At 63.7% G+C, this 24746-nt stretch carries 22 protein-coding genes; 9 read left to right on the top strand and 13 right to left on the bottom strand.

From position 1 onward, the window contains the following. The first annotated feature begins 10 nt into the window (after positions 1-10). From ASC37_RS08330 to ASC37_RS08300, 7 genes are read left to right on the top strand one after another with little or no spacing between them, the layout of a single operon-like run. Positions 11-1162: a glycosyltransferase family 4 protein gene (locus ASC37_RS08330; RefSeq protein WP_055423945.1), complete on the top strand. Its 1152-nt coding sequence runs from the start codon at positions 11-13 to the stop codon at positions 1160-1162. A gap of 34 nt (positions 1163-1196) precedes the next feature. Further along, positions 1197-2075 (top strand): lipopolysaccharide core heptose(I) kinase RfaP, encoded by an 879-nt coding sequence (gene rfaP / locus ASC37_RS08325; protein ID WP_082438433.1) that lies wholly within the window; start codon positions 1197-1199, stop codon positions 2073-2075. After that, positions 2072-3622 carry an ArnT family glycosyltransferase gene (locus ASC37_RS08320; protein ID WP_055423944.1) on the top strand — a complete coding sequence of 517 codons (1551 nt, stop codon included), beginning with the start codon at positions 2072-2074 and terminating at the stop codon, positions 3620-3622. The genes rfaP and ASC37_RS08320 overlap by 4 nt, the downstream gene beginning before the upstream one ends. Further along, complete coding sequence (locus ASC37_RS08315; protein WP_055423943.1) at positions 3598-5121, top strand: lipopolysaccharide kinase InaA family protein; 1524 nt, start codon at positions 3598-3600, stop codon at positions 5119-5121. The genes ASC37_RS08320 and ASC37_RS08315 overlap by 25 nt, the downstream gene beginning before the upstream one ends. Then, positions 5118-6857 carry a carbamoyltransferase family protein gene (locus tag ASC37_RS08310; protein ID WP_055423942.1) on the top strand — a complete coding sequence of 580 codons (1740 nt, stop codon included), beginning with the start codon at positions 5118-5120 and terminating at the stop codon, positions 6855-6857. Before ASC37_RS08315 ends, ASC37_RS08310 begins: the two co-directional genes overlap by 4 nt. Next, entirely contained in the window at positions 6854-8317 is a 1464-nt protein-coding gene (locus ASC37_RS08305) for an ArnT family glycosyltransferase (RefSeq protein ID WP_055423941.1), read from the top strand. Before ASC37_RS08310 ends, ASC37_RS08305 begins: the two co-directional genes overlap by 4 nt. Further along, positions 8314-9390, top strand: coding sequence for a hypothetical protein (locus ASC37_RS08300; RefSeq protein ID WP_055423940.1), 1077 nt, complete (start codon positions 8314-8316; stop codon positions 9388-9390). The genes ASC37_RS08305 and ASC37_RS08300 overlap by 4 nt, the downstream gene beginning before the upstream one ends. Here the strand turns inward: ASC37_RS08300 and ASC37_RS11515 are convergent. From ASC37_RS11515 to rfaD, 7 genes are all read right to left on the bottom strand, one after another. Then, positions 9358-10020, bottom strand: a complete 663-nt coding sequence (locus tag ASC37_RS11515) for a hypothetical protein (RefSeq protein ID WP_141056174.1) — start codon at positions 10018-10020, stop codon at positions 9358-9360. The genes ASC37_RS08300 and ASC37_RS11515 overlap by 33 nt on opposite strands. 120 nt (positions 10021-10140) lie before the next feature. Continuing rightward, positions 10141-10824 (bottom strand): glycosyltransferase, encoded by a 684-nt coding sequence (locus tag ASC37_RS08295; protein WP_055423939.1) that lies wholly within the window; start codon positions 10822-10824, stop codon positions 10141-10143. Positions 10825-11081: 257 nt separating this feature from the next. Next, complete coding sequence (locus tag ASC37_RS08290; RefSeq protein WP_055423938.1) at positions 11082-12611, bottom strand: hypothetical protein; 1530 nt, start codon at positions 12609-12611, stop codon at positions 11082-11084. Continuing rightward, entirely contained in the window at positions 12608-13657 is a 1050-nt protein-coding gene (waaF, locus tag ASC37_RS08285) for a lipopolysaccharide heptosyltransferase II (RefSeq protein ID WP_055423937.1), read from the bottom strand. The genes ASC37_RS08290 and waaF overlap by 4 nt, the downstream gene beginning before the upstream one ends. A gap of 126 nt (positions 13658-13783) precedes the next feature. Further along, positions 13784-15250: a D-glycero-beta-D-manno-heptose-7-phosphate kinase gene (gene rfaE1 / locus ASC37_RS08280; RefSeq protein WP_055423936.1), complete on the bottom strand. Its 1467-nt coding sequence runs from the start codon at positions 15248-15250 to the stop codon at positions 13784-13786. Next, entirely contained in the window at positions 15235-15828 is a 594-nt protein-coding gene (locus tag ASC37_RS08275) for a D-sedoheptulose 7-phosphate isomerase (RefSeq protein WP_055423935.1), read from the bottom strand. Before ASC37_RS08275 ends, rfaE1 begins: the two co-directional genes overlap by 16 nt. Before the next feature lie 15 nt (positions 15829-15843). Further along, a complete protein-coding gene (gene rfaD, locus ASC37_RS08270) occupies positions 15844-16815 on the bottom strand; it encodes an ADP-glyceromanno-heptose 6-epimerase (RefSeq protein WP_055423934.1) in 972 nt (323 codons plus the stop codon). Between the two features lie 252 nt (positions 16816-17067). On the opposite strand from rfaD, the gene ASC37_RS08265 reads away from it, so the two are divergent. Beyond that, a complete protein-coding gene (locus tag ASC37_RS08265) occupies positions 17068-19005 on the top strand; it encodes a sulfatase-like hydrolase/transferase (RefSeq protein WP_198289061.1) in 1938 nt (645 codons plus the stop codon). A gap of 27 nt (positions 19006-19032) precedes the next feature. Here ASC37_RS08265 and ASC37_RS08260 read toward each other — a convergent pair whose 3' ends face one another. Then, positions 19033-20112, bottom strand: coding sequence for a PA0069 family radical SAM protein (locus ASC37_RS08260; RefSeq protein WP_198289060.1), 1080 nt, complete (start codon positions 20110-20112; stop codon positions 19033-19035). A gap of 94 nt (positions 20113-20206) precedes the next feature. Between ASC37_RS08260 and ASC37_RS08255 the strand changes: the two genes are divergently transcribed. Then, positions 20207-20578, top strand: a complete 372-nt coding sequence (locus tag ASC37_RS08255) for a DUF4870 family protein (RefSeq protein ID WP_055423932.1) — start codon at positions 20207-20209, stop codon at positions 20576-20578. Positions 20579-20593: 15 nt separating this feature from the next. On the opposite strand, the gene ASC37_RS08250 is transcribed toward ASC37_RS08255, so the two are convergent. The 5 genes from ASC37_RS08250 to ASC37_RS11290 all read right to left on the bottom strand — a co-directional run. Beyond that, complete coding sequence (locus ASC37_RS08250; protein ID WP_055423931.1) at positions 20594-21043, bottom strand: flavodoxin family protein; 450 nt, start codon at positions 21041-21043, stop codon at positions 20594-20596. A gap of 118 nt (positions 21044-21161) precedes the next feature. Continuing rightward, a complete protein-coding gene (locus ASC37_RS08245) occupies positions 21162-22142 on the bottom strand; it encodes a 2-hydroxyacid dehydrogenase (RefSeq protein WP_055423930.1) in 981 nt (326 codons plus the stop codon). Positions 22143-22271: 129 nt separating this feature from the next. After that, entirely contained in the window at positions 22272-23408 is a 1137-nt protein-coding gene (locus tag ASC37_RS08240; protein ID WP_157287457.1) for a GGDEF domain-containing protein, read from the bottom strand. Between the two features lie 265 nt (positions 23409-23673). Continuing rightward, complete coding sequence (locus ASC37_RS08235; protein ID WP_055423928.1) at positions 23674-24438, bottom strand: SDR family NAD(P)-dependent oxidoreductase; 765 nt, start codon at positions 24436-24438, stop codon at positions 23674-23676. Positions 24439-24452: 14 nt separating this feature from the next. Next, the coding region (locus tag ASC37_RS11290; RefSeq protein ID WP_141654660.1) for a zinc ribbon domain-containing protein at positions 24453-24746 on the bottom strand (294 nt) is incomplete at its 5' end.

The following is a 24746-nucleotide window of genomic DNA, read 5'->3' as shown; positions in this document are numbered from 1 at the left end:
ACGGTCTTCGATGAAGCTTGCCTTCGTGATCTTCAAGTATTTTCCCTACGGCGGGGCGCAGCGCGACATGCTGCGCATCGCCCGCGATTGCGCGGCGCGGGGGCATGAGGTTCGGATCTATACCGGCCAATGGCGCGGCGATCCGCCTGGGGAGGGCATCGAGGTCGTCCTCTTGCCGGTCTCTGGCGGGCTCAATCATCGGCGCCATCGGCGTCTGATCGACGCCATCACCGCGCGGCTGCGCGCCGATGAGCCCGATCTGGTGGTCGGCTTCAACCGCATGCCCGGCTTGGACGTCTATTACGCGGCCGACCCCTGTTTCATCGAGCGGGCGCACGCCGAGCGCGGCTGGCTCTACCGTCTGACCGGCCGGTACCGCTTCTTCGCCGCGTGCGAAAGGGCGGTCATGGGCCGCGAGGGTTCTTGCCACATCCTGTTGCTGACGGCGCGCGAGCGGAGCATCTACCAGCGTTGGTATCACACGCCCGATGGGCGCTTTCACGTGCTCCTGCCCAACATTCCCCTCGATGATTTTTCCGGCATCGATCGGAGCGAGGCGCGGGATGCAGTGCGCGCCGAATTCGGCCTGCCCGACTCGGCCACCGTCATTCTGATGGTGGGCTCCGCCTTCGTGCGCAAAGGCCTGGATCGGGCCATCCGCGCCGTGGCCGCCTTGCCGCGCTCGCTGCGCACCGACACCTGGCTGCTCGCCGTGGGCGAGGATCGTCCGAACGCCATGGTGGCGCTCGCCCAGCGCCTGGGGGTGGAGGATCGCCTGATCCTCACCTCGGGTCGCTCGGACGTTCCCCGCCTGATGATGGGCTCCGACCTCCTCGTCCATGCCGCGCGCTCCGAGCTCGCCGGGCTCGTGCTCATCGAAGCCATGACCGCGGGGCTGCCGGTGCTCGTCACCGACGTCTGTGGCTACGCCGAGCACGTCGCCGCGGCGGGCGCCGGCCTGGTGCTGCCGTCGCCTTTCGATCAGCGCCAAATGGACCAAGCCCTGGCGCGCATGCTGGCTTCGCCCCAGGAGCGCGCGCAATGGGGTGAGGCCGGCAGGCGCTACACCGCGGACATCGCCGCGCGCCGTTCTCCTACTTTGGAGGCGGAGCTGCTGGAGGAGATCGCCCGGGAAAAGAGGAAAGGCCGTGGTCGAGACTGAATCCACGCAGGCGCGAAGTGCCGTGGGCGGAGCGATGGGCGGCGTGCCCGCGCCGCCGTGCCGCGCGGGACGGCCGCCCGATCATCTGCCCGCCGAGATCCTTTCCCTCTTGCCACCCGGCGATCCGTTCGAACGCGTCATGGCGCTGCAGGGGGAGGTGTTTCGCGACGTCCCCGGCCGGCGCACCCTGAGGGTGCGCCTAGGGGACGAATCCTACTTCGTCAAGCAGCATTTGGGCGTGGGGTGGCGCGAGATCTTCAAGAATCTCTTCTCCGGCAAGTGGCCCGTGGTGGATGCTTCCGTCGAGTGGCGCGCCATCGAGCGGCTTCGAGCGCTGGGCATTCCCACCACACCCGGCGTCGCCTATGCCAGCCGCGGCTCGAACCCCGCCCGGCGACGCTCCTTCGTGATGACGCGCGACCTGGGGGACATCGTCTCGCTGGAAGATCATTGCCGCGACTGGCCCCATTCCCCGCCGCCCTTGGCGCACAAGCGCGCGATCCTCGCCGAAGTCGCGCGCATCGCGCGCACGCTGCACGAACACGGGCTCAACCACCGCGACTTCTATCTCTGCCATTTCTGCCTCGATGGGGAGCGCCTGCGGCAGGGGGAGATCCTGATCTATCTCATGGACCTGCACCGCGTCGGTGTGCGTCGCGTCACTTCCCGGCGCGATCGGATGAAAGACCTTGCCGCCTTGTATTTCTCGGCGCTGGACATCGGCCTGAGCCGCCGCGACTGCCTGCGCTTCATCCGTCTCTACCGTGGCAGCCTGCGCCGCACCCTCGTCGGCGAGCGCTCGTTCTGGCGGCAGGTGCAAGCGCGGGCGCGCCGGCTCTACCACAAGTTCCACGGACGCTGGCCGAGGACGCCGTTCGACGAGACTGGAAATTTGTCAGGGACACGACGATGAAAACATCCTATTCCTCGCTGCTCGTGATGCTTGCGCTGCTGCTGCCGGCCCTGCTCATCGGTCTGGGCGAGCGGCCGCTGTACAAGATCCAGGAAGTGCGCATTGCCGAGACGGCGCGCGAGATGGTGGTGAGCGGCGACTGGCTGGTGCCGCGCTACAACGGGGAGCTCCGCTTGCAGAAACCGCCCCTGCCGTACTGGCTCACCGCGGCGAGCTACCGGCTGTTCGGTGTGAACGAGACCGCCACGCGCCTGCCGGCGGTGCTGTTCGGGTTGCTGTCGGCCTTTCTTCTGACGCTATGGAGCATGCCCCGGCTAGGGGCGAGGGCGGCGACCAACGCCGGCCTGGTGCTGGTGGTCAGTTTCATCGGCCTGCGCTACTTTCGTAGCGGCGAGGCGGATGCGATCCTGCTCTTCTTCATCGCCGCAGCCTGCTTCGTCGGCTACGACCTGCTCGAACGGGGCGGCGAGGCCCGCCGCCGCATGCTCTTCGGCCTGCTCCTGGGGCTCGGTTTTCTGAGCAAAGGTCCGGCGGCGCTCGCCATTCCGCTCCTCACGCTGCTCTCGTGGTCGCTGCTGCAGCGGCGCGGCGCCGGGGTGCGGCAGTTCCTGCAGAACTGCTTCAGCCTGCCGGGATTGGCAGTTCTCTTCCTCGTCGCCTTCGGCTGGTATGCCTGGCTGCTGGCGACGCTACCCGATGCCGCCCAGTATTTCATCGGCAGGCAAGTGGACGAAACCTTCGTCAGCGGCACCCATGCCAAGCCGCTGTGGTGGTATCCGCAGCATTTCTTCGAATTCTTCGCCCCCTGGGGGATTCTGCTGCTGCCGGCTGGTTGGTGGGCCCATCGGCAGCGCGGCCAGGGGAGTCTGCCGCCGGTGATCCGTTTCGCCTGGCTGTGGCTGGCGGTGGTGTTCGTCCTGCTCTCCTTCACCGTCAACAAGCAGATGCAGTACGCGCTTCTCTTTGCGCCGCCGCTTTCCTTGATCCTCGGCCATTATCTGGCCGAAGCCGGCGGCGGGTTCGTCCGCTTCAACCGCATCTTGTTCTGGCTGTTCTGTGTGGCGGCGCTCGCGGCCATGGGCTACCTGGTCTTCAAGAATAAAAGCGCGGCGCTGGAATTTCTGCCCTGGCTGGCGCTTCTGGCGCTGCCCTTGGTGTCGTACCGGCTCCTGAATACCCGGGTGCTTTCTTTCCCCGTGCTGCTGGTGGCCGTGGTGAGCGCGGCGCTCTATCTCTACGGCGAGGCCAATCTGTCGAAGGAGCCGCACAAGACCGCCGCCAAGACGCTGGCTGCCCAACTTCCCGGCCCGGAAGTTCCACTCTATCAAGACAGGCCGAATGATGCCAAACCGGGCGATGGCGCGATTTCCTTCTATGCCGGACGGGTGATTCCGCCGGTGGCCGCGAAAGATCTTCCTGCCCTGCTCGAGCAGCGGGGCGAGATCTGGCTGATCACCGAGCAACCGCCTGCCCTAGAAGGAATCGACGTCGAACTCGTGACCTCGGTCGACGAACTGAATCTATGCAGACTGCGGCGCAAACCGTGATTTTGGGATCGCCCGCCGTGCTCGGTGCGGAGGACGGGCCGTTCTCCCTGCCTTTGAGCGACGGCACGAGCGTGGTGTGTGAGCGCGTGGTCCGTCGGGTGCCCGGCGCCCGGCTCGTCTGCTCCGGCCGCTGGCAGGGCAGGGCGATCTACGCCAAAATTTTCATCGGCCCCCGCGCCGAGCGCCACGCCGCACGCGACCGGCGCGGTGTGCGCTGGCTGCAGGAGCGGGGCATCGATACGCCGGCGCTGCTATATGAAGCGCAGCTGCCCGACGGCGCCGGATGGGTGCTCCTTTTCGAGGCCATCGAGGATTCCTGTAACGCCGAGGAGTATCTGGCGTCCCTTGCCGGCGACGCCCAGGCCCGCCTGCGCTTGATGGAAACGCTGGTGCGGGTGGTGGCGAGGCATCACCAGGCAGGAGTGCGCCAGACCGATCTCTATCTCAAGAATTTCCTCATCCAGGGCGAACGGGTCTACACCCTCGACGGCGACGGGATCCGTGCCGGACGAGGCCCGCTCGGTCCGCGCCGCTCGCTGCGCAATCTGGCGCTATTGCTCTCCAAGTTCGACGTCGAGGAGGACGTTCATCTTCCCCAGCTGCTGCAGGTCTACGCCGAAGTGCGCGGCTGGCAGACCGATGCCCGGATGCTGCGGCGTCTCGAAGAGGCCGTCTGGCGGCATCGCTACCAGGTGGCGCAAGAGTACGCCATGAGGAAAGTCCTGCGCACCTGCACCGACGTGCGCGTGGAACAGCGCTGGGATCGTTTCCTTGCCGTGGCCCGCGCCCATGATGGCCCCGAGCTGCGCGCGCTGCTCGATCGCCCCGATGACTGGCTGGAGCGCCCGGCATGCCGCCGCCTCAAGACGGGCAATACCTGCACCATCGGCGTCGTGACCGCCGGCGCGCGCCGTATCGTCATCAAGCGCTACAACGTCAAGGGCTTTTGGCACGGCCTGAAGATCGCCCTGCGCCGTTCCCGGGCCGTGCGTTCCTGGTGCAACGCCCATCTGCTGCGCATGTACGGCATCGCCACGGCGCGTCCGCTCGCCGTGCTGGAGCGCCGCTTCGGTCCGCTGCGGCGGCAGGCATATTTTTTCGCCGAATGGGTGGACGGCCCCGCTGCCGACGAACTCTTCGCCGATGCCTCGGTCGCTGACGAAGTCCGGCGCGAAGTGGCCGAGCGCCTGGCGAAGCTCTTGCACAAGCTGTACCTGCTGGGCATCGAGCACGGCGACCTCAAAGCCGACAACCTCAAGATCGTCGACCGAGGTGCATGGCTGCTTGATCTCGATGCCTTGCGCCAATACCGCCACGCCCGTAGCGGCAGGTACCGCAGGCGCCATGCCCGCGATCTGCGCCGCTTCCTGCAAAACTGGCAGGACGCGCCGCCGGTCCGCGCTCTGCTGGAATCGGCCTTGCGGCGCGTCTATGGGCCGGATCCGGTGCTGCGGCGGGCCGGCCTGTCGATCATCGAGGAAAAAGTGAGTACGACATGAAGATTCTGGGATTGTCCGGTGCCTTGGGGCATGACCCCTCGGCTGCACTGTACATCGACGGCACGCTGGTCGCCGCGGCTGAGGAAGAGCGCTTCGTGCGCGACAAGCACGCCAAGAACCGCATGCCCTATGAATCGGCGAAATTCTGCCTGCAGTGGGCCGGCATCCGGCCGCACGAAGTGGACGCCGTAGCCATCCCCTATGCGCCCATCCCCCTTTTCGGCAGTCCTGCGCGCTGGCATTATGCCCGGCGCTATTGGTACGCGCCCGATCGGGCGCTGGATGCGATTTTTGCCGGTAACCGCCGTTTCCACCGCTACCAGAAGCGCATCGAATGGTGCCTGCAGCAGCTAGGGTTCGACCTCGGCAAAACCGAGATCGTCCCGGTCGAACACCACCTGGCCCATGCCGCCAGCGCCTATCATTGCTCCGGCTTTCGCGACAAGACGGCGATCCTGTGCATCGACGGCAAAGGGGAGTATGCCACCACCTTCTTCGGCTACGGCGAAAACGGCGTCATCCACAAGATCAAGGAATTCTACGATCCCGATTCCCTGGCCGGCGTCTACGGAGCGATCACCGAATACCTCGGCTTCGAGATGCTCGATGGCGAATACAAGGTGATGGGCATGGCGCCCTACGGTGACCCCACCCGCTACGATTTCTCGCGTCTGGCGCGCTTCGAGGATGGGGAATTGGTGGTCAATACCGACTACGTCAACGTCGTCGGCCTGCGCCGCTACAAGGAAAAAGGCAAAGGCTATTACTTCTCGCCCAAGCTGATCGAATGGCTGGGTCCTCGGCGCGAGGGCGACGTGGCCGACGAACCGTACATCCATTACGCCGCAAGCATGCAGGCGCTCTTCGAGCGGCTGGCGCTGGAGATGATGGAATATTATCTCGGGGACGTCATCCGCGAAACCGGGCTGATTGCCTTTGCCGGCGGCGGGGCGCTCAACGTCAAGCTCAACCAGAAGATCGTCGCCCGGCCCGACGTCAAGGAGCTCTTCGTCCAGCCGGCGGCGGGCGATGCCGGTACCGCCGTGGGCGCTGCCGCCTACGTCAGCATGCAGCGCGGCGTGCCAGTGGAAAAGATGGAACACGTCTATCTGGGGCCGGCCTATACCAACGAAGAGATCATCGCCGCCTGCGCCAAACACCCGGCGCGCCCGCGCTGGCAGAAAATCGACGACGTGCCCGTGCGGGTCGCCCGGCTGCTCACCGACGGCCATCCGGTGGCCTGGTTCCAGGGGCGCATGGAATTCGGCCCGCGCGCCCTGGGCGGGCGCTCCATCCTCGGCTGCCCCAGCGTGCCCGGCATCGCCGACCGCATCAACGCCCAGATCAAGTTCCGCGAGCGCTGGCGGCCGTTCTGCCCCAGCATGCTCGATACCGTCGCTCCCCAGATGCTGCAGTCCCACCATCCGGCCCCCTTCATGACCATCACCTTCGAGGTGGCACCCGAATGGCGGCAGCGGGTGCCGGAAGTGGTGCATGAGGACGGCACCGCCCGCGCCCAAGTGCTGCGGCGCGAACAGCATCCGCGCTACTACGATCTGATGCGGGAGCTGGAAAAACTCACCGGCAACGGCGTGGTGCTCAACACCTCGCTCAACCGCCGCGGCGAACCCATGGTGTGCAGCCCGAGCGACGCGCTCGACATGTTCTTCGGTTCCGATCTCCAGTATCTCGTCATGGAGGACATCCTGGTGACCAAGGAGGGGGTGCCGCAATGAGCCTGCGTTCTGTCGGCCTGGAACGAGCGCCTTACGCCGACGACGCCCTCTACCGGCGACTGCTCTTTGCCACCTTCTTCCTCGGCGCGCTGGTGTTCTACTGGGGATTGGGCGACATCGCGCTCCTGTCCTTCAACGAGGCGCGCCGAGCCATTCCCGCGGAGGGGATGTTTCGCAGCGGCGACTGGCTGCTGCCGCGGCTCAACGGCGAGCTCTATCTCGCCAAGCCGCCGCTCCTCTACTGGTTGGCTGCAGCCTGCTCCTGGCTTTTCGGCGCTGCCAACGAATGGGCGGTGCGCCTGCCCTCGACGCTCGCGGCGAGCCTGTGCATCTGGGTCTGCTACCGCTATGCGCGGAAGGTGTTCGGTCCGTGGCCGGCCTTGTTCGCGACGCAGATCCTCATCGCCAACGCCGGATTCGCCGTCTTCGCACGGCGCGCCGAGATCGAGATGCTGCTCACCACCCTGTGCGTCGGCTCCCTTCTCGCTGCTCTGCACTACATACGTGACGACGGCGGGCGCGCCTGGCTGCGGCTGAGCTACGCGCTGCTGGGGCTAGCCATGCTCACCAAAGGGCCGCTGGTCTTGCTCTTCGTCACCCTGCCGCTTTTCGCTCTGGCCGTGCAAGCGCGCAGCCCACGTCACTGGCAGGCCCTGTACGATCCGCTCGGCTGGCTGATCTTTCTGGGGGTGGGGCTTTCCTGGTATGCCGCCGTGACTTGGCAGTTGGGCTGGGAGGTATGGCTCTCCATCATCGAAGTCGACATGGTGGACAAAGTCCAGAATTCCGCCGCGGATCCTTTTTACGATTACGTTATATGGATCATGGGGGATTTCTTCCCGGCATCCCTTCTGTTGCTGGCCCGGCCCTTGGCCACCGTGCGGCGCTGGTGGCGCGATCACGACCGCAAGGCGCTGCTCCTTGCCGTGGCGATTCCGTTTCTGCTCTATTCCCTCTTCAGCAACAAGCACGCCAAATATCTGCTGCCGGTCTATCCTCTCCTCGCCCTCTTGCTGGGAGTGCGCCTCGCCGAGCTGTTGGAGACTTCAGGGGACCGGCTACGCCGCACCGTGCTGGCGCTGGGCATCGCCTTGCCGGCGCTCTACGCCCTGTATTTCGGTCTCGTCGAATCCAGGATCTATGAGTACCGAGTCGCGGTTTTTCCGCAGTTCGTGCAGTGGCTGCGCACCGCGCCGCCCGTGCCGCTCTATGCCTACCGCTCGCTCGACGAGCGCCTGCTCTATTATGCGCAGCGGGACATCCCCGTGATCGACGACGCGCGTCTGGCAGACTTGCGCGCGCAACACACCGACATGCTGGTGCTGGCCGAAAGCGGCGATGGCGAGAAGATCTCGCCGCTGGCCGATTGCCGCCTGCGCACTTTTACGCCGTACCTCAAGAGAAAAAAGTCGCTGGAAGTCTTCGGCTTTGGTGCTGCCTGTGAGGAAGCAGGCCGATGATCGCCTATTTCACCAAACAATACCAAGCCGTACCCGCCTTGATGCCGCTGCATGAAGCCTTGGGCGGGGAATTCGTCACCACGCGCCCGAGCACGCGGCGGGCCCTGCGCCGGGTCTATCCGGACGCGCCCGTGACCCTGTTGCGCGAATCGCTCGGACGCTGGTCCCGCGGCGATGCGCTGCTGCGCCGAGCCGATGCCATCGTCACCGGTTCGCCCAACCGGGCGCTGCTGTCGCGCTATGCGGCCAGGAAATACATGGTGTTCCATGGCACTTATGCGTTCATGTCTCAGACCGAGATTGACGGGCTGCGCCACTTCGATCACATCTGCGTCATTGGCCCGAGAATGTACGATGCGCTGGCCGGGGCTGGGTTGCAGGACAAGCTGGTTTATTCCGGTTATCTGCCGTTCCTCGATTTTCCTGAGCGCGACGCGGGTTGGCGTCATGAGTTTTTGCAACAGGCGGGCCTTGATCCGGCTGCGCAGACCTTGCTGTACCTGCCTAGGGGCAAACCGTACGGGTCTTGGGACGTGATGGCGGAAAAGCTGCTCAAGAATGTACCTTCCCGCTATAACTTAATTCTGCGCCCGCATCCGAGCCAGTCGGTGACCGCGCGTATCAAGGACCGGTTCGGCTTCATGCGCCTGCAGCGGTTGTGCCGGGAGCGAGGCAATTCTTTGCTGGATTTGACCTCTTACAAGCTGTCGGCATTGTTTGCCGTCGTAGATCTAGTGATAACCGACGGTGCATCTTCACCTGAGGAAGCGCTCTATTATGACCTGCCGTTGCTGTTCGTAGAGAGTGCGGGTTCGTCGCCTGATGCGATCACCGCCATGATGCGCGGCAAGAAGATCCAAGAGGAGTACATCGCCAAGCTGCTGACCATCTACGGGTGTGGCATGCGCATGAGACCGGATAGCCAGGATATGGCACGAATCATCGACTCCTCACTGGCAGAGTCTGATCATTTCCGTCCGCAGCGAGAAGCATATTTCAACTGGGTCTTTGGCGAGCGGGGCAAGGAAAGGCAGCAGAACCTAATTCGCCAGTTGGCGCTGTTTGCCAGCTGATTCTGGGTGTCTGTCGCAAAAGGAAAATAAGCGGCGCCGTACAAATCTCTGAAGCTTCCCCCACAGGGCTGCGTAATCGCGTTTCCGCTTTACGAACATGCCGGTATGATCACTTCCCTTGTGCTGTACGATGACCCAGAAGCCCCGTTTGACTGGTGTGAGTTGGATGATATCGAAATACGGCAGCAACCTTTCCAGCCACCATGATGTGGGTTTCTGAATGAGGTGCGCATTTCTGCCGTCGGCGAGCGTTTTCTTCGCCGGACCGGTATGAACACTGAAAAAGCCGACATGGGTGGTCAGGCAGGAAAGCTCCTGAATCACGTTTTCGAGGAATTCCGGTTCAATATGTTCTAGAACGTCGATACAGGCGACTAATTCTGCTGGTTTGGCTGGCCCGTAATCCGGAAATGCTGGATCATAAGGGAAATAGTCGATCATCGGCATTTTTTTCTTTAATATAACACCCAGACGACATTTTCCTGCGCCATAGTCGCAAATTGAGCGAAACCCTGTAGTCTCAAGTATGTCGATGATTATTGGGGCATAATCTACCGATGCAGATCCGTATCGTGGATTCTGATGAAGCTCTTTCTGCTTGGTCAGATAATCGTTGGAAATGGTGTTCACGATGGGTCTCCAGAAGCAGATTGCCCTGCTGATCGACAAGCGTTGGGCGAGGTATACAACGATAAAATGATAATCGCCATTTATGCCAAAAGATTGAAAGCAGACAGTGCAGCTCGATTTCTAGCCGATGCCCCTTTGCAGACAGTAATCCATCAGGATGCGCTCTCTATGCCATTCGCATGCCATGGGTTCGTCGGCGAATTCATGGAATGAGGGTGTGCCCAGCGTCCAGTGCAACAATTTAGCATGCGGGTTGGCGCCAAATTCGTCGGGCAGCCAGTTCCATACCTTCGGTAGTTCCCCGATGAGGTCGTCGGTCAGCCATGTAAAACGATGCAACTGCGCGCCGGTTGCGTTCTGCACGAAATCGGCCGTCAGTACTCTGTTGGCTTCATGACCACAGTTCCATAGGATGACGCTAGACCAGTTCTTGCGAGGGTAATCTTCATTCTTGGCGCCCAGATACTTCTGCTTCAGGCGGGTTTTGTAGTCATGCTTGACCACCATGACCGCCTTGCTGGGATCCCGCATTTCCCACAGTTGCACGATGTCGTCGCGCACCAGCATATCGCCGTCCATGAAAATGGCCCAACCCTGAAAATCCATCAGCAGGGGGGTGAGAAAGCGGCTGTAGATGAACTGGTTACTGCCGTCCGTGTGCCTTTCGGCATAGAATGTTCGCAAGTTGTTGAGGGAGAGCGGATGCAGCGCAACCGGGGCGCTGGAATGGCGGATGATACTGTTGGCGCAAACATGATAGGCTACCGCTTCCCTTGGGTCGTAGCCGATGAATATATGAATCATTGCAAATCACTCCTAAATTTTAAGTTTACACTGCACATGATATTGGATGCGTTGACATTACCATTTTACAATGGAAAAAGATTCCAGGACATGCAAACCGGAAACTGAATTATCATTTCAACCTGGTATTCCGCTGCAATGGTGAACATCTCTATTCCAATTCGTGTACGCGGAAAAGCATTCTGTTATTATCCCATCTTCTGGTGCCTGAGCCAGGTCGTTGGCCTTACCGTACGATGGCTGACGTTGCGTCCGTTTCAGGGAGATTTCTGCACGCGGTAGATCAGGATGCGCTTGCCACGTCTATTCTCGAACATGGCCAGCGGCTCGCCCAAGCGGGCACTCATGAATTGCTGGTGCTCCCTCTCCTTTCTGGAAACGTGCACCACTAGATAATCGTATTGCTTGATGTCTCCTGTGGTGATCAGCCGCTCGATTTCCGCCAACGGTACTTCCTCGCGGCTGGAAGAGTCTTCATTGACGTAGAAGCGCATTCTGCCGTAGTCGTAATAGATACGGCTGCCGACGGGGACGTGGGTGTTGATCCACTTTGCCGCATTCTGCTCGAAATGGTCCCTGGCGTCGCTCGGCCGCAGGTTGAGTACGAGCTGCAGCCCCAGTAGTGCTGTGAGCGCAGGAAATATCCACCTGCTGCCGATCTGCTGACGCCATCTAGTGAACAGCGCTGTTGCACCGAAGGCAGCGTAGATCAGGATGATCAGGCCCAGCGGTTGCAGGTAACGCTTAGGCAGCGTGAATGCACTCAGGATGATGAAGACGGCGTTGATGAGGCCAATCGCGAACAGCCAGCCGAGCAGGTATGCATGGCCTGGATTCGCGGACGGCTCACGGCACTGTAAGCGGGAATACGCAGCGAACAGTAGCTGTGGCCAGCCGACGGAAGTGGCCGTTTTGATGAGTACCACGTAGGCCAGCGTAAGCAGGAGGCCGGGCATACCGTAGTCGTTCAGATACTGCCCGAGGATGACGTTGACGTAAAGGTCGGCCTTTTCCTCGAGGCCCTTGGTAAGCTGGTAGAAAACGTTTTGCGCGACTGTTAGCGGATCCTTTAGACGGCCCAGCTGGTGGGCATTGACATTGGGGAGTAATAAGAGCGCCATGCCGAGCAAGACGGCGCTGGCGGCCAGGAACGTGTTGGCCTTTGCCAGCGCCGTCAGGTTTTGACGCCAGTCGTAGCCGCTGCGCAGCAAGAGCGCTAGCGGTAACAGCGCGAGATAAACGATGCCCTCGATGCGGAACAGGGTGGCGATCGCGGCGATGATTCCCCAGGCCAAGGCGGCACTCCAGCGATGGGTGGCACTGAAGCGCAGCAAAAATACGATGCTCCAGACATGCGCGGCCAGAAAACCATGATCGCGTAGCACCATGGGCAGGTAGTTGTTGACCAGGGGAGTGGCTGCAAACAGCATCAGGGCGGCGGCGAGCATGACGCGGCGGTTGCCGCCGAGTTCTCTCACCAGTACCAGCAGGCCAGCGCTGGTCAATGCAAAAGTCGTGATGGTAATGGCATGGGCCGAGGCCAACAATTTTAGCCCCGTCGCGTGATGGATGGCAGCGATCAGCAGGGAATACAGCGGCCAGTTGTACAGGGCGAACCCCGCTTTCCATGCCCCTTGGCTGAACTGCTTGGCGGCCTCGATATAAACCATGCCGTCGCTGTTGAGAAAACCGTTGGACTGGAAGATGACCCATGCTGCCACCATGGCGCCGAGGATGGCTCCTAGCCAGGGTATGCGATGCTCTTCAAGAAGTTTTTTGACGATCATGCTGGATCCGTTTTCGATGTATTTATTTTATCCAAGCGCTGGTGCAGAAGGGCGATGACCTGCGCCGGAGCGATGTCGCGCAGACATTTCAGATGCCCGAGAGGGCATTCGCGCGCAAAGCAGGGGCTGCAGGGCAGGCCCAGGTGGAGAATGGAGGCGCGCTCGCTCATCGGTGGCGTGTGGTGCGGGTCGGAGGAGCCGTAGAGGGCGACCAGGGGGCGATCGAGCGCGGCCGCCACGTGCATGAGGCCCGAGTCGTTGCTCACCACGGCCGAGCACAGCGACATGAGGTCGATGGCTTCGCCCAATCGGGTCTTGCCGCCCAGATCGAGGCAGCGGTTACCACTCAGGCGATCGATGGCCTGGGTGATCGCGGCGTCCTTGGCCGAACCGAAGAGCCACACTGCATAGCCTTGCTCCAACGCCCAGCGGGCCACGGCGGCGTAGTGTTCTTCCGGCCAACGCTTGGCGGGGCCATATTCCGCGCCGGGGCACAGGCCAAGGACGGGGCTATCAGGCAGCTCGCGCCCCAGGCGGCGCAGCGCCTGCAAAGCCCCCTCGGGCGAGGCGATGAGCTCGGGGCGCGGCAGGGGCTCGGGCAGCGGGGCTTCGGGCGGCAGGCCGAGGGCGACGAAGCGCTGCACGGTCATGGGCAGCCGAACCGGATCGAGCCGACGCAGGTCGTTGATGAGTCCATAGCGCATCTCGCCGCGAAAGCCGGTACGCCGGGGGATGCCGGCGACGAAAGGCAGGATGGCGGATTTGAAGGAATTGGTGAGCAGGATGGCTTGCTCGTACCCCTTGGGGCGCAGCGCCCGTCCGATGCGGATGCGCTGCCACAGATCGAGTTTGCCATGCTGAAAGGGCAGAGCGATGGCTTGACGCACTTCCGGCATCCGTTCCAGCAGCGGCAGGGTCCAGGCGGGTGCGGCCACGTCGATCGCGCAGTCTTCGTCCTGCTGCTCGAGCAGCTTGAAAAGGCTCTGCGCCAGGATCATGTCGCCGATCCAGGAAGGGCCGATGACCAGGATTTGCCGGTTCGTCATGGGCGCCTCGAGCAACCTACTGCGCGGCTGCATGGCGGCGTTGCGCGGTGCTCGGATGCTCGCCTATCTTCATGATATGTCTCGCCTCCTGCGCTCCGTGCGCCTTGCCCTGCAGTCGCTCGCGCCTCATGCGCTGCCGAGCTTGCGCAGGATGTTGCTGGTACTGCGTCCCGGCACGACGTCGATGAGTGCGACGCGCCCGCCCCAGGATTTGACTTCCTTGCCGCCCACCACCTGGTCTTCGGTATAGTCGCTGCCCTTGACCAGGACGTCCGGGCGGATGGCTTCGATCAGGGAGAGCGGCGTGTCTTCGTCGAACAGGATCACGGCATCGACCGCTTCCAGGGCGGCGAGCACGCGGGCGCGGTCCTGTTCGTGGATGACCGGCCGGTTCGGACCCTTGAGGGCGCGTACCGAGCGGTCGGTATTGAGCCCGACCACCAGGCGATCCCCCAGCTTGGCCGCCTGTTCCAGATAGACGACGTGGCCGGCGTGGAGGAGGTCGAAGCAGCCGTTGGTAAACACGATGCACTCTCCGTTGGCGCGCCATTGCCGGACGCGCGCCAGCAGCTGCGGCAGGTCGCAGATCTTGTCCGCCTGCTCGCGGACTTCCTCGACCGCGAGTTCGGCCAGCAGTTCCTCGCGGGCGATGGGCACGGTGCCCACCTTGCCGACCACGATGCCGGCGGCGAGGTTGGCCAGATGCAGCGCCTCGGCCGGCTCGAGCCCGGCCACCATCCCCGCGGCCAGCGTGGCGATGACAGTGTCCCCAGCCCCCGAGACGTCGAACACCTGGCGCGCCATGGCGGGCAGATGGAGCGTGCGCGTCTCGTCGAGGAGCGTGATGCCCTCCTCGCTGCGGGTGACGGCGAGGAAGCGTAGATCGAGGGCGCGGCGCAGCGCCTGCGCGGCCTGCAGGAGCTCGTCGAGATCCTGGCCGGAGACGCCGCAGGCTTCGGCGGTTTCCCGCCGGTTGGGCGTGAGGGCGGTCGCGCCGCGGTATTTGCCGTAGTCGCGCCCCTTGGGGTCGACCAGTACGGGGATGTCCGCCTGGGCGGCGAGGTCGATGGCGAGCCGGCAAAGCTCGGGGGTCAGGACGCCTTTGGCATAATCGGAGAGGACGACGACGGCCGGTTTCCGTTCCATCATCTCGCGCAGCAGGCGGCTCAGGGCCTCTTGCTCGCCAGCGTCGGGGGCGGCCGTGGCTTCGCGATCGAGCCGCAGCATCTGCTGGTGGCCGCCAAGGATGCGGGTCTTGGTGGTGGTGGGGCGCGAAGACGAGGTGAAGAGCGCCTCGGTGCCGACGCCTTGACTGGCGATGGCTGCGACGAGCTCGCGTCCGGGCGCGTCGTCGCCGACGGTGCCCAGCAGGCGGCAGGGCAGGCCCAGGCCGGCGAGGTTGGCCGCCACGTTGGCTGCTCCGCCGGGGCGGCTCGATTCCTTTTCCAGCAACACCACCGGCACCGGCGCTTCCGGCGAGATGCGTTCGACCTTGCCCCAGAGATAGCGGTCCAGCATGAGGTCGCCGATCACCAGGGCCCAGGCGTCGGCGGGAAAACCCTGACGGAGCGCCTCGATCAGCCGTTGCTGCATGGTGTGGAATCGAGGGTTTCGGCGTCGATGAGGTCACAGAGCATGTGACCGACCAGGATGTGGGCCTCCTGGATGCGGGGCGTGTCGTTGCTGGCAACGACGAGGCTCAGGTCGCAGCATTGCGCGAGTTTACCGCCCCCGCCGCCGGTCAGTCCGATGGTGAACGCGCCGATTTGGCGCGCGGTGTGGATGGCGGCCAGCACGTTGGGGCTGTTGCCGGAGGTGGAGAGGCCGATCACCACGTCTTTCGGGGTGCATAGCGCTTCCACCTGGCGCGAGAAGACGTGTTCGAAACCGTAGTCGTTGCCCACGGCCGTGAGGATGGAGGTGTCGGTGGTGAGCGCGATGGCGGGCAGACCGCGGCGTTCGCGCTTGTAGCGGCCGACGATCTCGGCGGCGATGTGCTGGCAGTCGGCCGCGCTGCCGCCATTGCCCAGCAGCAGGATCTTGCCGCCGGCAAGGAGGCAGCTTCGCAGCCGCATGCCCATCTCGATGAGGAGCTGCATCTGCTCATGCAGCTGTTCGGTGGCTGCTCGATGTGCGCTCAGCGCTTGCCGTATGGCCTGTTCCGGAATCATTCGGTTCCCGAGGTCTCAGCAATAGGGGTCGGGCTGCAGAAGGTAATTCTGCACGTAGTCGCGTATGCCCTCTTCCAGCGTATGGAAGGGCTGGTCGTAGCCCGCCGCGCGCAGTTTGCCGATGTCGGCCTGCGTGTAGTACTGGTATTTGCCTTTGAGGTCGTCCGGCATGTCGATCCAGGTGATGTGGGGGCGTGCGCCGCAGCTCTCCATCACGGCCGTGGCGAGGTCGAGGAAGGCGCGGGCCTGACCGGTGCCGACGTTGTAGAGGGCCGAAGGGCGCGGGGCGGCGAGAAACCAGGCTACGACCGCGGCAACATCTTTGACATAGACGAAATCGCGCAGTTGCATGCCGTCGGCCACGTCGGGGCGATCGCTCTTGAACAGGCGCACCGTTCCGCCGGTGCGGAACTGGGTGAACGCATGGTAGGCCACACTCGCCATGCGGCCCTTGTGGTATTCGTTGGGTCCATAGACGTTGAAAAACTTGAACCCGGCCCAGCGCGGCGGGGCATGGCCGGCTGCGGCCTGGCGCAGCGCCCATTGGTCAAACAGGTGCTTGGAGTAGCCGTAGGCGTTGAGCGGGCGCAGGCCGTCGATGCTCGCGTCGCTGTAGCCGCGCTCGCCGTTACCGTAGGTGGCGGCCGAGCTGGCGTAGAGGAACGTCGCTCCCTGCTGCGTACAGAATTGCCACAGCCGCTGCGAATAGCGCAGATTGGCTTCGAGCAGCCGGTTCCAGTCGCGCTCCGTGGTGTCGCTGATGGCGCCCATGTGGATGACGGCCTCGACCTGCGCGCCATGACGCTCGAGCCAAGGAAAAAGCTCATCCTTGTCGAGATAATCGGCGTAGGTGCGGTGACAGAGATTCTGCCACTGCTCGGGATGGGTTGGCCGATCGACGAGGAGCAGATCGTCGCGCCCTTGGCGGTTGAGCTGCCAGGCGACGATGCTGCCGATCATGCCGGCGCCGCCGGTGATGACGATCATGAGATGGGCGTCAGACAAACATGGAAAAATTTCAGTATAACATCTTCACCCGTTCATGGGATAAGATGCGCGCGGTTCGGACGCGGCGCGCCTCATCCGTGGGCTGGCGGTGGCCGTGAGAACTCGGCGGCGGCGGGGCGGTCGAATCCGGTCGATGCAGCCGCCGGCGCAAGCAAGGATCGCGCAATGCGGCATCTTCCGGCTGGCGACGATCCAAAAACCTTTCCGAGTTTGACGATGGAGCGGCACCCCTTGAACGAACATACCTACTGGCGCAGTGTACGGTTCGCCTATTTCGCGCTGGTTTATCTGGTCCTGCTGTGGATCAACGCCGCGAACGTCGACTTTGCGGCTGCAGCCGGCGGTGGCTACGGCAATCTCTTGTTCCTCGTCAATGCGTTCGCGAGCTATAACGCGCTCTACTTGCTGCCGGCCTTGGTGCTCACTTGGCTCGCCGGCCGTCCGTGGCCGTGGCGGTGGTTGCGCCTGCCGCGAGGCGCCGTTTTGGCCGCCAATGTCATGGCAGTCTTGACGGGAGCCCTGACCACCCTCTTTTTCTATGCCAATGCCAAGATCCATGCCCTCTACGGCATGTTCATCAACGGGTTCGTCGTCAATCTGGTGATGACGCCGGGCGGCCTCGAATCGCTGGGCGGCAGCGCTTCCTCCACGCTGGGCTTCGCGTTGATCGGTCTGGCGTTCTTCCTCGGTCATGCCCTGTTGTTCCTCTTGCTCGCCTTCTCGGGCCGGCGCTTCGCGCTGCTGCGCTGGGAAGTGCGGCGGCTGGCGCGACCGCTGCTCGTGCTGCTGTTGTTCTCCATGCTGGGGGATCATTCCGTCCATGCCTACGCGAGCGCGATGGGCAAGTCCGACGTGCTCGAACTCACCCAGGAAGTGCCTTTTTACGTCGGCACCACGGCCCGCAGCCTCTTCAAGAAGCTGGGCTTCGAGGTGGCGGCGCAGGAAAAATCCTTGGATCTGGAAGGACGCCTGCAATACCCGGCCAAGCCGCTGGAATTCACCAAGCCGGAGAAGCCCTACAACATCGTCTGGCTGGTGGCCGAATCCTGGCGCGCCGATACCCTCGATCCGGAAATCATGCCGGCCACCTGGGCTTTCGCCCAGAAGGCGCAGGTATTCGCCAATCATTACAGCGGCGGCAACGGCACCCGGATCGGCATCTTTACCATGATGACGGGGCTGCCCGGTACCTACTGGGACGCTTTCCTCAAAGGACGCCGAGGTGCGCCCCTCATCGAGGTGCTGCAGCAGCAGGGTTATCAGATGTCCTTGTACACCAGCGCCAAATTCAGCTATCCGGAGTTCGATCAGACCGTCTTCAGCCAGGTGCCGCGCGAGCAGCTGCATGAAATCGACGCGCCCCTTGCCGGATGGGAAAAAGACCGGCAGAACGTCTCCGATCTGCTGAAATTCATCGACACGCGCGATCCCGCTCGGCCTTTCTTCGCCTGGATGTTCTTCGAGTCGCCGCATGCGCGCTACTACTTCCCGCCGGAGAGCGTGATCCGCACGCCTTATCGCGACGACATCAACTACGCCACGCTCGACCGCGACGAGCTGCAAAAAGACATCGTCCCGATCAAGAACCGTTACCTCAACGCCGTGCATCACCTGGACAGCCAATTCGCTCGGATCCTCGAGTATCTCGAGACGCATGGCCTGTTGGAGAACACCCTCGTCGTGATGCTGGGGGACCACGGCGAGGAGTTCATGGAAAACGGCTACTGGGGGCACAACTCGACGTTTTCCGATCCGCAGACACGCACCCCGCTGATCCTGTGGATTCCGGGCCGCGCTCCGGCCGTGCATGAGCAGCTGAGCAGCCACCTGGATGTCGTCCCGACCCTCATGCCCCTCTTGGGCGTGAAGAATCCGCCCGAAGACTATTCCTCCGGCTACGATCTCTTTTCCGGCAAGCGGCGCGAGTACGTCGTGTTCAGCGATTGGTCGCGCGTGGGCTATAAGGATGCCGACGTCAAGATTGCTTTGCCGACCAAGATGCAGGGGTTTGTGGGCAAGCGCATCAGCGGCCCGAACGACGAGGAGCTCGCGCCGCAGCGCGCCCAGGAATTGCTCCAGAGCAAGCAGCCGCAGTTGGTGCGCCTGATGCAGGAATTGGGGCGGTTCAACCAGAAAAAAACCGTGCAAACCGTGAGCGCTGGGGAATAGGGCTAGCCCAGGAAGGGCGAATCTGCTTCAGAAAAGCGCCTGCTGCACCGGTTCGCCGGCGCGCTTTGCCGGCGGGCGAAAGAGGTGCACGGCAAGGGGTGGCAGCGGACGGTCGAGCCCGACGCGGCGGCGGGCGATCGCGAAGCGCTGGGCGAGTAGCTCCGCCCACGGGCCTTGGCCGCGGAAGCGGGCGCCGAACGGCCCGTCGAGCGCTCCGCCGTGCAGCTCGCGTAGCCGCGCGAGGATGCGCTCGCGCCGCTCGGGGAAATGCCGCTGCAGCCAGTCGTCGAAAATCCCCTCCAGCTCGTGCGGCAGGCGCAGAATGCTCATGAAGGCGCCCACCGCGCCGGCTTCGGCCGCGGCGGTGAGCACGGCTTCCATGTCTTCGGTGAGGAAGGGGATCTGCGGCGCGAGGCTCACGCCCACCGGCACGCCGGCCTGCGCGAGCGCCGCGATCACTTCCAGCCGTCGCCGCGGGCTTGCCGCGCGCGGTTCCAGCCGGCGGGCGAGTTCGGCGTCGAGCGTAGTGAGCGTCACATAGACTTCGCACAAGCCCGAAGCAGCCATGGGGGCGATCAGGTCGAGATCGCGCAGGATGCCGCTGCCCTTGGTCACGACCGACCACGGATGGCGCGCTTCGGCGAGCACTTCCAGCACCGCGCGCGTGAGCCCCAGTTTGCGCTCCACCGGCTGCCAGGCGTCGGTGGCGGTGCCCAGCGCGATGGGCGCAGGTCGATAGCTCGGCCGGGCGAGTTCTTCGCGCAAGCGTTCGGCCAGATGGCGCCGGGCGATGATGATGCGTTCGAAATCGAGCCCCGGTGAGAGGTCCAGCCAGGCATGCATCGGCCGGGCGTAGCAATAGGCGCAGCCGTGCTCGCAGCCGCGGTAGGGGTTCAGCGAGCGGTCGAACCCCAGGTCGGGCGAGCGGTTGGCGGTGATCGCACTGCGCGCCTCTTCCCAGCGCACTTCGGTCGGCGGGGCTGGAGATGCCTCTTCTTCTTGCGCCCAGCCGTCGTCGAAAGGCTCGCGCGCAAGGCGGGCGTAGCGGTGTGGCGGTGCGCTCGAGGCGCCGCGGCCGCGCAAGGTGGAATCAGGCGGTTGCTTCACGATCGATCGCCTGGCCGGTTTTTGGGGGTTCTTGCCATTTTTCGCTAAGATGGTCCCGGTTTTACCTTATCTATTCTGCCGGAAAGGAAGTCTCATGGAAATCATCGATGCGGCCTCGTCGAACGATGCAAGCAGGATCCAGGAAGCGAAGAAATGGGCGACCGTCGTCTACGCGCTCTATGCGATCTCCTTGATCCTGGGGGTCACCTACCTGGTAGGGATCATCGTCAACTACGTGAAATATCCCGATGTGCGCGGCACTTGGGTCGAATCGCACTTCCTGTGGCAGCGCCGCACCTTCTGGTACAGCCTGCTGTGGAGCTTGGTAGGGGTGCTCACCGCGTTCGTGGCGGTAGGATACTTCATCTTGTTCGCGGCATGGGTCTGGGTGATCTACCGCATCGTCAAAGGCTGGATCTCTCTCAGCGACGGCAAACCCATGTATTCCGCTCCGGGCGCGGTGTGAGCGTGCTTCGCCGGATCATGCCAGCCAGGCCGCCATGGTCGCGCCCAGGGTGCGGCAGCGCTCGCGTTCGGCCTCGGGCAGCGTTTTCGGGGCCATGATCGCGTCTGGCGTCTGCGCGTGGGTGAGCACGATGTGGGCGGGGGCGAGTGGCCGCAGGCGCCAGCCGGTACAGATGCGTTCGATCTGGCGCACGGCGCCGCTGCCGTCGCTGCCGGCGGCGACCAGGGCGAGGTAGGGCCGGCCATTGACGCGATCGAGCACACCGTAGTAGCAGCGATCGAAAAATTCTTTCATCTCGCCGGAGAGGGTGGCGAGGTTTTCCGGGGCGCAGAAGAGATAGCCCTGGGCGGCGAGCACCTCTTCGAGCGTGACTTCTGCCGCCCGGCGCAGACCGATGGGCACGCGTGCGACGGCGTCGAGTTCGCGCAGGGCTTCGAGGGCGCCGTCGCGGGCCGCCTCGGCCATCTGCCGGGCCGTGCCGGTGCGCGAGTGCCATACGATCAGCAGGTGGGGTGTACTCCCGGCCGTGCGCTCGGGCGCGCTCGCCGGTGGACTGCCGCGGCCAGCGGGCCGTGAGCCGCGCTCACTCATAGTCGCTCCGGTCGACCAGGCCATGGATGGGTTCTCCCTTCAGCGCCCGGGCGAGGTTGTCGCAGGCACGCTCGAGTGCCACCCGTTCCCAGCCGGGGATGCGGGCGGAGTTGTGGGGGCTGCCGAGCACGTTGGGGAGGTCGAGGAAAGGATAATTCATACGAAATTCGCCGTGCCGGAAGGGTTCGACCCACCAGGCGTCGATCGCGGCCTGCGCCTTGGGGTGGTCGCGGAGGAAGTCGTAGAGCGCTTTTTCGTCGACGATCTCGCCGCGGGCGACGTTGATGAAGATGGCGTCGTCCTTGAGCCAGCCGAGCTCGCGCGCCCCGAGCAGCCCACGGGTTTCGCGGTTGAGCGGCAGGCAGACGACCACGACGTCGGCGAGCCGCAGGGCCTCTTCGAGGTTGGCGAGGGTGCCGCAGCGCCATACGGGAACGTCGGTCTTGCCGCTGCGGTTGATGGCGAAGAGGCGCACGTCGAAGATACGCAGTAGGTCGGCGCAGGCGCGACCGATGCCGCCAAAGCCGAGGATCGTCACCGTCTTGCCGCGCAGCGTTCCGGTCTCGCCGAACTGTGCGAACACGCCCTGCTGCAGCAGACGATGGTAATGGAGGAGCTTCTTGCTCAGGGCAAGCGCCGTGGCGAGCACGTATTCGGCCATCGGCTCGGCGAAGCCGCCGACGTTGCTGGCGACGATCGTCGCCTCGGGGATGCGACCGAAGTCGACGTGATCGACTCCGGCGGTGGTGAACTGGACGAAGCGCCAGCGTGGATGCTGCGGCCACCACGGGCCGAATTCCCGCTGCGGATTGAGCGTGAGGAGATATTCGGCCGCTTTGAGCGCCTCGCGCCGTTGCGCTTCGGGGAGTTCGGCGAGGAAGACGATCCGGCCGAGCCCGCCGAGCCGCGCCTCCACGGCTTCACGCACGGCGGGGTCGAGGGTGACGAGAACGGTGGGCGGGTCGGTCGTCATGGCGTCACTCCTGAAATGAGGTCGAGGGGAGATGCGATAGCCCCACATTATCAGTCTATATCTCTGTCGGCGATCCCGTCGATGGTTCGGGGGGCAAGGGGAGGCTCCAGAGGCATGGTGCGGCGATCGTTACGGTAGCGACGAGAACGCCACGACGCGGTTCCGCCCGTTGCGTTTGGCATGATAGAGCGCGTCGTCGGCGGCTTGCAGCAGCTGGGAGAATTCGTCGCCCACCTCGTTCGAGCAGGCCACGCCGATGCTTATCGTCAGGGGAAGCGCCGGATTCTCGTTGGGGTGGACGCACGCAGCCACGGCAAGGCGAAACCGTTCGGCGAGAGATGCGGCTTCCGTTTCATTCGTCGCCGGCAAGAGCACGCAGAATTCTTCTCCGCCATAGCGGGCAAAGGTGTCGTGTTTGCGCAGCATCGTCTGACCGAGTCGGGCGATGGCACACAAGACCGCGTCTCCTGCTGGATGTCCGTAGGTGTCGTTGACGTGCTTGAAATGGTCGATGTCGATGAGAAGCAGTGACAGAATACCGCCTTTGCGGAGCTCGAGCGTTTGCCAGCGGGCGAACCGTTCTTCCAGGCTGCGGCGGTTGCGTGCGCCGGTCAGGCCGTCGGAGCTGGCGAGGTGGTTCAGGTCATTGGTGATGCGGGTATGGACCATCAGCATGAAACTGGAGACGAGGATCATCTGTAGCACGCTCAGGAGGAACTGCATGATCGGGTTGAGCGAAATTCGGGCGTAGAGACCATAATCGGGAGGAGCTGCGGTGAGCAGATAGAGCAGTCGGACGAAAAACAAAAGTGCCAGGCCAAGGAAGGCGGCGCCGGTCAGTCGGGCGGCGATGGACGGTGGGGCGGGAGCGCGTAGGGCGGCATGGGCGCACAGCAGGCTCCACGTACCCATCAACAAGGAATTGAAGATCGCGCGGTAAAGCACGTTGGGCGCAAGGATGGCAAACCACAGATTTCCGAGCAAGGCCAGCCCCAGGGAGAGGAGGACGGGCCACCACATGTAAGGGCGGGCGTAGAAGCTGCGCAGCCCCTGCCATTGTAGGGCGAGGCCGAGGACGATCAAGGCGCTGCCGCCGACGATTAGCCAGGAAGCGAGGGGTTGGCGCGGCTCGGGCAAGGCCAAACCGAAGGCCAGGCCAATGCTCGCTTGGGCAAGCGCCCAAAGACGCAGGCCGCGTGGGTTTCCTTGCTGGATGCTGGCAAGCAGCAACTGGCCCGCCATCATGAGGGCGAGAAGGGCCGTCATCACCATCATCGTTCGGATGTCCAGCGGGATCATCGAGCCTCGACAGAGCCGCGGCATGCGGCAGCATGAGATGATGGGATGGCGTTCTGCTCAGCGGTTCTTTTTTCCTCGTTCGAGGAACGGCTGGCTCGGGTGCAGCGTTTCAAAGCCGTAAGCAGCGGCTAGGACGGGGAGCGGATCGAGCGTATCACACGAGTGTGGGAAAGAAAATCGCCTGCAGAGGCCGTAGGCGAAGGAAAAGTTCCGAGCGACTCACGCCAGAAGGCTAGCGCAACACTAGCCCGCCATCGACGCAGATCGTCTGGCCGGTGACGAAGGCAGCGTCGTCGGAGGCGAGCCAGGCGGCGGTGCCGACCAGGTCTTCAGGAACCTCGAGCCGCGGGATGGCCGACTGTTCGGCGAGCTGCTTGGCCATGGCTTCGAAACCGTGTTCGCGAACCGTCTCGCTTTGCGTCAAGCCCGGCGAGATGGCGTTGACCGTGATGCCGTGGCGGCCAACTTCGCAGGCAAGGGCGTGCGTGAGTCCGATGACGGCGGCCTTGGACGTGATGTATTGTGCGCCGTTGCCGCGGCCAAGGAAGACGGTGTCCGAGGCGATGTTGATGATGCGCCCCCAGCGCTGCGCCTGCATGTCGGGAAAGACGGCGCGGGCGCACAGCCACGGGCCTTTGACGTTGACCGCCATCGCCTTGTCCCAGACTTCTTCTTCTAGTTCGGTGAAGGGGCGGGCGGCCCGCTCCAGGCCGACGTGGCGCAGCATCACGGCGGCGTTGTTGACCAGGATGTCGACTTTGCCGAAGCGTTCGCGGATGCGCCGTACCGTTTCCTCGACCTGGTCGGCCTGCGAGACGTCGCACACGAGCGGGAGTACGTCGGGGCCGATCTCGCGCGCGGCCGCTTCCAGCACGTCGGGCGTGGTGCCGCAGATGGCCACTTTTGCGCCTTCCTGATAGAGGCGGGTGGCGATGGCCTTGCCGATGCCGCGCCCGCCGCCGGTGACGAGCGCGACGTGGTTTTCCAGTCGTTTCATGGTGAAGGCTGCTCTCAAAAACGTACGCAAAAGTGCGCACGGTTTTCTTCCTGCCCCGAGCCGTCTCGATGACCGTGCTCGTGCCTGACAGGCGTGACTTTCCCGACTACTTCAGGAACCCCTCCTGAGGTAGCGCCGCCGTTACCGGATGGACTCGCCACGGGTAGGGCCGTTGCGGTGGCCAGCCGTTGAAGGTTGATCGCCGCGTTGAGGTCACGGTCGTGGTGCGTGCCGCATTCCGGGCACGTCCATTCCCGCTCGCCCAGCGTGAGCGTTTCGTGTTTCCAGCCGCAGACGGAACAGAGGCG

The sequence above is a fragment of the Tepidiphilus thermophilus genome (assembly GCF_001418245.1).
Lineage (GTDB): Bacteria > Pseudomonadota > Gammaproteobacteria > Burkholderiales > Rhodocyclaceae > Tepidiphilus > Tepidiphilus succinatimandens.
Note: the sequence above shows the minus strand (reverse complement) of the source record. Positions and strands in the feature narration are given on the sequence as shown.

Bases quoted from the DNA above. Each gene is read 5' to 3' on its own strand.
- ASC37_RS08235 (WP_055423928.1), bottom strand. From the start codon at position 24,438: ATGAAACGACTGGAAAACCACGTCGCGCTCGTCACCGGCGGCGGGCGC.
- rfaE1 (WP_055423936.1), bottom strand. From the start codon at position 15,250: ATGCAGCAACGGCTGATCGAGGCGCTCCGTCAGGGTTTTCCCGCCGAC.
- ASC37_RS08305 (WP_055423941.1), top strand. From the start codon at position 6,854: ATGAGCCTGCGTTCTGTCGGCCTGGAACGAGCGCCTTACGCCGACGAC.
- ASC37_RS08310 (WP_055423942.1), top strand. From the start codon at position 5,118: ATGAAGATTCTGGGATTGTCCGGTGCCTTGGGGCATGACCCCTCGGCT.
- ASC37_RS08240 (WP_157287457.1), bottom strand. From the start codon at position 23,408: ATGACGGCCCTTCTCGCCCTCATGATGGCGGGCCAGTTGCTGCTTGCC.
- waaF (WP_055423937.1), bottom strand. From the start codon at position 13,657: ATGACGAACCGGCAAATCCTGGTCATCGGCCCTTCCTGGATCGGCGAC.
- ASC37_RS08255 (WP_055423932.1), top strand. From the start codon at position 20,207: ATGGAAATCATCGATGCGGCCTCGTCGAACGATGCAAGCAGGATCCAG.
- rfaD (WP_055423934.1), bottom strand. From the start codon at position 16,815: ATGATCGTCATCACCGGCGGCGCCGGCATGATCGGCAGCATCGTCGCC.
- ASC37_RS08290 (WP_055423938.1), bottom strand. From the start codon at position 12,611: ATGATCGTCAAAAAACTTCTTGAAGAGCATCGCATACCCTGGCTAGGA.
- ASC37_RS08320 (WP_055423944.1), top strand. From the start codon at position 2,072: ATGAAAACATCCTATTCCTCGCTGCTCGTGATGCTTGCGCTGCTGCTG.
- ASC37_RS08275 (WP_055423935.1), bottom strand. From the start codon at position 15,828: ATGATTCCGGAACAGGCCATACGGCAAGCGCTGAGCGCACATCGAGCA.
- ASC37_RS08300 (WP_055423940.1), top strand. From the start codon at position 8,314: ATGATCGCCTATTTCACCAAACAATACCAAGCCGTACCCGCCTTGATG.
- ASC37_RS08245 (WP_055423930.1), bottom strand. From the start codon at position 22,142: ATGACGACCGACCCGCCCACCGTTCTCGTCACCCTCGACCCCGCCGTG.
- ASC37_RS08315 (WP_055423943.1), top strand. From the start codon at position 3,598: ATGCAGACTGCGGCGCAAACCGTGATTTTGGGATCGCCCGCCGTGCTC.
- ASC37_RS08330 (WP_055423945.1), top strand. From the start codon at position 11: ATGAAGCTTGCCTTCGTGATCTTCAAGTATTTTCCCTACGGCGGGGCG.
- ASC37_RS08250 (WP_055423931.1), bottom strand. From the start codon at position 21,043: ATGGCCGAGGCGGCCCGCGACGGCGCCCTCGAAGCCCTGCGCGAACTC.
- rfaP (WP_082438433.1), top strand. From the start codon at position 1,197: ATGGGCGGCGTGCCCGCGCCGCCGTGCCGCGCGGGACGGCCGCCCGAT.
- ASC37_RS08295 (WP_055423939.1), bottom strand. From the start codon at position 10,824: ATGATTCATATATTCATCGGCTACGACCCAAGGGAAGCGGTAGCCTAT.